The sequence below is a fragment of the Albidovulum sp. genome, from assembly GCF_049646345.1.
Classification (GTDB): domain Bacteria; phylum Pseudomonadota; class Alphaproteobacteria; order Rhodobacterales; family Rhodobacteraceae; genus Albidovulum.
Map to the genome: position 1 here is coordinate 1 of NZ_JBARVQ010000095.1, position 5,719 is coordinate 5,719.

Consider the following 5,719-nt stretch of genomic DNA (forward strand, 5'->3'; position numbering starts at 1 on the left):
CTGTATCATTCCGTACATCAACGAAGGCATCCGCATGGTAGCCGAGGGCGTCGAACCGGCGCTGATCGAGAATGCCGCAAAGCTATTGGGCTTCCCGCTCGGGCCGCTGCAATTGGTGGATGAAACCTCGATCGACCTTGGCGTGAAGATCGCCAAGGCGACGAAGGCGGCGATGGGCGCGGCCTATCCAGACAGCGCGGTTGACGAAGTTCTGTTCGCCATGGCCGACAAGGGCCGTCTGGGGCGGAAATCCAGTGCGGGCTTCTATGCCTATGATGACAAGGGCGGGCGTCAGGGGCTCTGGGACGAACTCGGCGCGGTCTGGCCGGTGGCCGAGACGCAGCCCGATCTGCATGAGGTGCAGCACCGGCTGATGATGGCGCAGGTGCTGGAGGCGGTGCGCGCACTGGAAGAGGGTGTCTTGGAAGACATCCGCGAAGGCGATGTCGGCGCGATCCTCGGCTGGGGCTTTGCGCCCTGGTCGGGCGGGCCTTTTGCATGGCTCGACATCATCGGGGCCGAACAGGCGGTGACGATCTGCGGCGGTCTTGAGAACCGCTATGGGCCGCGCTTCGCGGCACCGAAACTGCTTTGCGATCTGGCAGCGAAGGGTGAAACCTTCTACGGGCGCTTTACGGCAACCGCCAAGGCGGCCTGAATGGCAGCGCCGGGGGCTTCGCGCCCCCGGACCCCCGCGGGGTATTTGACCAATGAAGAAGCGGGAACAGACCTGTAGCTTTTCGGGTTTGCATTGACTCAGAATTCGAACCTTTTTCGTTCGAATTCTGATACTTGCTTTGTCAGCACAAACCCGAAACGCGTTAGTCCACCGTCGTTTCTATCATATCGACCCGCGTCGCATGTCGGCCGCCCTCGAAATCGGTGGAAAGGAACGCATCGACGGTATCGAGGGCCAGCCCCTCCCCGATCACCCTCGCGCCAAGCGACAGCATGTTGGCGTCGTTATGCGCGCGGATCATGCGGGCCGAGAATGCATCGGAGCAGACACCGCAGCGGATACCCGCGACCTTGTTCGCCGCCATCATGATCCCCTGACCGGTGCCGCATAGGATGATGCCGAGGCGGCAGTCACCCGAGGCAACGCGCCGGGCCGCTTCCTGCCCGTGCCGGGGGTAATGGGTGCTTTCCGGCGTTGCTGGCCCGATATCGACCACCTCCCAGCCCTGGGCCGCGATGTGCGTGGCTATGGTCTGGCGCAGAGGAATTGCGGCGTGGTCGCTTGAGAGGACGATACGTTTGCTGGCGGTCATCGGAAGGTAATCCTGTTTGGAGCGTTTCGAGTTTTCATTGAATCAGAATTCGAACCTTTTTCGTTCGAATTCTGATGCGTGTTTTTTCAACCAAAACTCGAAACGCTTTAAGGGGCACGAAGGTCTGTCCGTTCAGGCAACACATAGCATGGACTTTGCCGGGGTCCAGCCATCGGCCGACCCGGGGCTTCAATCCGAAAAGCGATAGCCGAACCGCGTGATATCCGTGGCGCAGATCTCTGCGACAAGCGCCGCATCGCTTTCGCTGTAACAGCCGCGCCAATTCCGTTCGCGGTCCGAGCGGTTGGCTATGGCAAGCGGGGCGAGGCGGAAGCCGAGATGGGCTTCGAACGGGGCAACATCCGTATCGAAGTGTTCAAGCCGGATGAAAAGGTCGCAGTTTTCCTGTCCATCGGCAGTTGTCACATAACGCCCATATGGATGGGCCGCGATGCTCGCGCGGGTATCCGGCGCGTTCAGGAAGGCGCTGAACTCCGTGGCCTTCGCCAGTGTCACGGCGGGATGGTCGAAGCTCTGGGCGCGCAGCCAGTGGTAGTAGCTCACGATCCGATCCCAGGGGTTTCTTACCAACGTGACGGTGAAGAAATCCGCGATGTCATCATCGGTCGCGAGGCCCCGGATATCGGCAAGGGTCGAGTGCTTCCAGAGCCGGCCGGCACTCTCTACCCCCCTCAGCCGACCCTTGCGCGCCCTGGCCTTGGGCGTGTCGCCGATGAAGATGTCATCCTTCATCGCGCGACCCTCAAGCGCCAGGGTCAGCGCCGTGCCCCCGGTCTTGGGGATATGGATGAAGATATAGCGGCGGCCGCGCGACAGGATCATGCGCGCGACATTACTGCCCCCTCAGCGCGATGATAAGCCCTGCTGCAAAGATCATCAGGATGCCCCAGACCGCCGTGACCGCCAGCACATCGCCCCAGATCACAAAGGCCCAGAAGGCCGAAGCGGGCAGGATCACATATTCGAAGATCGCCACCCGGCTTGCCTCGGCGACCTGATAAGCGCGGATCATCATGCCGACGCCCAGAAGCGAGCCTGCCGCCTGAACGAAGGTCCAGAAGAGGAAGGTGGAGGACGGCATGACGGCGCCGCGCAGGATGAACCCGTCCGCGCCATGAGGCACCTCCTGCGGCCAGATTGCAAAAGCGCCCATGCCGATCAGGCCGAAGACTCCGAGGGCCGCGAAGAAGCCCATGAGCAGGGTTTCGGCCGTCTCGCCCGCGCACCATTGCCGTGTCGCGATATTGCCAAGCGCATAGAGTGCACCTGCACCGATGGGCAGGACCGTGAGCGGGCTGAAGAGCGTCCCCTGCCCCGGCCCGAGGACGAGCATCGCACCACCGAAGCCAAGGATCACGCCGAAGATCCGGAACGGACCCAGTGGCTGGCCAAAGACGAAACGGGAGATCAAAAGGGTAAAAATCGGCGCGGTGAAGAGCCCTGCGGCAACGGTCGCAACCGGCAGGAAGGCCAGGCAGCCGAAATAGACGATCATCGAGGTGCCGTGCAGCGCACTCCGCCCCGCGACGGCCTGCCAGTTGCGGGGCCGCAGCCGCCAGCCAAAGACGGCGGCAACGGCACCGAGGATGACAAACCCAAACGCCGTCCGCGTCGCAAAGAACTGCCAAAGACCCGCATCGCGGGCGATGACCTGCACGTAATTGTCGGTAAACCCGATCGCCATCGCATAGCCGAGGATCAGGAACGCGGCGAGAACCGTGCGGCTTGCGCCGAGAGATTGGTCTGCTGTCGTCATATCGCTACCAAATGTCGAATCCCGGTTCCCATGAACCCATCCCAGCGGCAATAATCGCGCCGGTTAGCGACATCAACGGTCGGGGAGGGCTTTGAATGGGCTGGATGGCGGATGAAAGCGGTTTGGAACGAAATGCCGCGAATTTCGTGGCGCTCACACCGCTGTCGTTTCTGGCCCGCGCGGGCGATGTTTTCGCCGGTCAGACCGCCGTGGTCTATCGCGGCACCCGCCGGACCTACGGCGAGTATCGCGACCGGGTCAGCCGCCTTGCATCGGCGCTGGCCGCACGCGGGGTGCAGCCGGGCGATGTGGTCGCGACCCTTCTGCCCAATGTCCCCGCACAGGCCGAGGCGCATTTCGGCATTCCTGCAGTCGGGGCCGTGCTGAACACGATCAATACACGGCTCGACACCGATACGGTCGCCTATATCTTCGGCCATGGCGGCGCGAAACTCGCCTTGGTCGACACGGCCTTTCTGCCCCTGGCCGAGGCCGCGATTGCCGAAATGGACGGGCCCGGCCCCGAGATCATCGAAGTGGCCGATGCCGAGGCGGGCTTTGCAGCCACCGGGCGTTACACCGAATATGAGGCCCTTCTGGCGCAAGGCGACCCTGATGCGCCATGGATCCTGCCCGAAGATGAATGGGAAAGCCTGTCGCTGAACTACACCTCCGGCACGACCGGCCGCCCGAAGGGCGTCGTCTATCACCATCGTGGCGCTTATCTGCTGGCGATGGGCACCGCCGTCACATGGGCCGTCGGCATCCGCCCGGTCTATCTGACCATCGTGCCGCTTTTTCACTGCAATGGCTGGTGCCACACCTGGATGCTGCCCGCTGTCGGCGGCACGCTGGTCTGCTGCCGCGACGTGACCGCCAAGAATATCTACGATGCCATCGCGGATGAGGGCGTGACCCATATGGGCGGCGCGCCGATCGTGCTGAACTCGATCATCAACGCCAAGGACGCGGACCGTCGCCCCTTTGATCACGTGGTCGAGGTCTATACCGCCGGTGCCCCGCCCGCGGCGGCGACACTTGCCGCCATCGAACCGCTGGGGTTCCGCGTCACCCAGGTTTACGGCCTGACCGAAACCTATGGCCATGTCACCGAATGTATCTGGCATGACCGCTGGGACGGGCTGGCGCAAGAAGAGCGCGCCGCGATCAAGGCGCGCACCGGTGTGCTGATGCCGTTCATGGAGGATATCACCGTCCATGACGACAAGGGCGCGCCCGTCCCCCGCGACAGTCAGACCGTGGGCGAGATTGCCATTCGCGGCAATTCGGTGATGAAGGGCTATTACAAGAACCCGAATGCAACGGCAGAGGCGTTCAAGGGCGGGTTCTTCCGGTCGGGCGACATCGCCTTCCAGCACGACGATGGCTATATCAAGATCACCGACCGGGCCAAGGACATCATCATCTCGGGCGGTGAGAATGTGTCATCGGTCGAGGTCGAGGGCGCGCTGATGCACCATCCGGCCGTCTCGCTCTGTTCGGTCGTGGCCAAGCCCGACGACAAATGGGGCGAGGTTCCCTGCGCCTTCGTCGAGTTGAAAGAGGGGGCAACTGCGGACGAAGCTGAACTGATCGCCTTCGCCCGCGCCCGCCTTGCCGGGTTCAAGACGCCGAAACGGGTGGTCTTCTGCGAACTCCCGAAGACGTCGACGGGCAAGGTGCAGAAATTCGAACTGAGGACCCGCGCGAAAGAGATCTGAGGCCGCGCGTCGTATCCGGCACACCATCCGCACGGGTTTCCGGCCTTGGCGAAGGCGGCGGGCTATGTCGGCGCCACGCCCGCATCGGTGGCAAGGATCATGTCCCGCGCCTTGCGCCCCCTCGGCGCACCGAAGGTCATCGCGGGATGTTGCATCTCATGCCCCCGGACCCGGCTTCAGGATGAGCCGGGTGGACGCCCGGCGCGGCAAAAGCGCCAGCACCGCGAACGATGCCGCCCCGGCGAGGATGAAGAGCGTGGGCAGCGTCACCCAACCGATCAGAAGGCCGACGAGCATCGGCCCCACGAACTGCCCGGCCGACAACAAAAGGAAGGTCAGGCCAAAGCCCACAGCTGGCGCATCGGCGGACAGGTCAAGGCTCCACATCCCAAGCGTCGCGGCCGTGAAGACGAAGAACGCCCCGAAGACGAGGCCCGAGATCAGGACCGCCAGCGGCCCTTGCCCGAAGGCCAGGATCAACGTGGCAACCGCGATGCCCGCCTGAAACATCGCAAGCGCCCTGACCGGACCGGTCCGTGCGACGATACTGCCCGCGCAGGCCCCGGCGAAGCCCGCAAGCCCGACGATGCTCCAGAAGATCTGTCCGAAGGTCGCGGCATCCAGTGTGTAGCCCGCAAGGGCCACGCTGTTCCGGCCAGCCGTTACAAGATCGACCGAGAACGCCCAGTAGATCGACGTTGCGACGCCGATCAGGAAGGCGATGGCAAAAAGCCGTCCGCGCCCCCCCGCGACCATCCAGCGCCAGCCGGTTGTACCAGAGGCCGCCGCTGGCCGGGGCGGCATTGACGGCAGAACCATCACGCACCAGAGCGTGGACAGCAGCCCGAACACGGCAAAGAGCACCCATGCCAGACGCCAGCTTTCGCCCATGAGAATCGCGACCGGCCCGCTCAGCAAGACACCAAGGCTCGTGCCGGAATTGATGATCG

Annotated in this window: 6 protein-coding genes; 2 read left to right on the plus strand and 4 right to left on the minus strand. The window is 63.6% G+C overall.

Going from position 1 to position 5,719, the window contains the following annotated elements; genetic code table 11:
- Positions 1–658 (plus strand): 3-hydroxyacyl-CoA dehydrogenase family protein (locus WBB85_RS02385; RefSeq protein ID WP_432637023.1); only part of this gene is annotated, 658 nt, incomplete at its 5' end.
- Between the two features lie 163 nt (positions 659–821).
- Here the strand turns inward: WBB85_RS02385 and rpiB are convergent.
- The 3 genes from rpiB to WBB85_RS02400 all read right to left on the minus strand — a co-directional run bounded on the left by rpiB (position 822) and on the right by WBB85_RS02400 (position 3,048).
- A complete protein-coding gene (gene rpiB / locus WBB85_RS02390; protein WP_432637024.1) occupies positions 822–1,271 on the minus strand; it encodes a ribose 5-phosphate isomerase B in 450 nt (149 codons plus the stop codon).
- A gap of 189 nt (positions 1,272–1,460) precedes the next feature.
- Complete coding sequence (locus WBB85_RS02395; protein WP_432637025.1) at positions 1,461–2,114, minus strand: sulfotransferase family 2 domain-containing protein; 654 nt, start codon at positions 2,112–2,114, stop codon at positions 1,461–1,463.
- A 10-nt stretch (positions 2,115–2,124) separates the two neighbouring features.
- Positions 2,125–3,048 (minus strand): DMT family transporter, encoded by a 924-nt coding sequence (locus WBB85_RS02400; protein ID WP_432637026.1) that lies wholly within the window; start codon positions 3,046–3,048, stop codon positions 2,125–2,127.
- Positions 3,049–3,143: 95 nt separating this feature from the next.
- Between WBB85_RS02400 and WBB85_RS02405 the strand changes: the two genes are divergently transcribed.
- Positions 3,144–4,769 carry an AMP-binding protein gene (locus WBB85_RS02405; protein ID WP_432637027.1) on the plus strand — a complete coding sequence of 542 codons (1,626 nt, stop codon included), beginning with the start codon at positions 3,144–3,146 and terminating at the stop codon, positions 4,767–4,769.
- Positions 4,770–4,925: 156 nt separating this feature from the next.
- Here WBB85_RS02405 and WBB85_RS02410 read toward each other — a convergent pair.
- Positions 4,926–5,719 (minus strand): YbfB/YjiJ family MFS transporter (locus tag WBB85_RS02410; protein ID WP_432637028.1); only part of this gene is annotated, 794 nt, incomplete at its 5' end.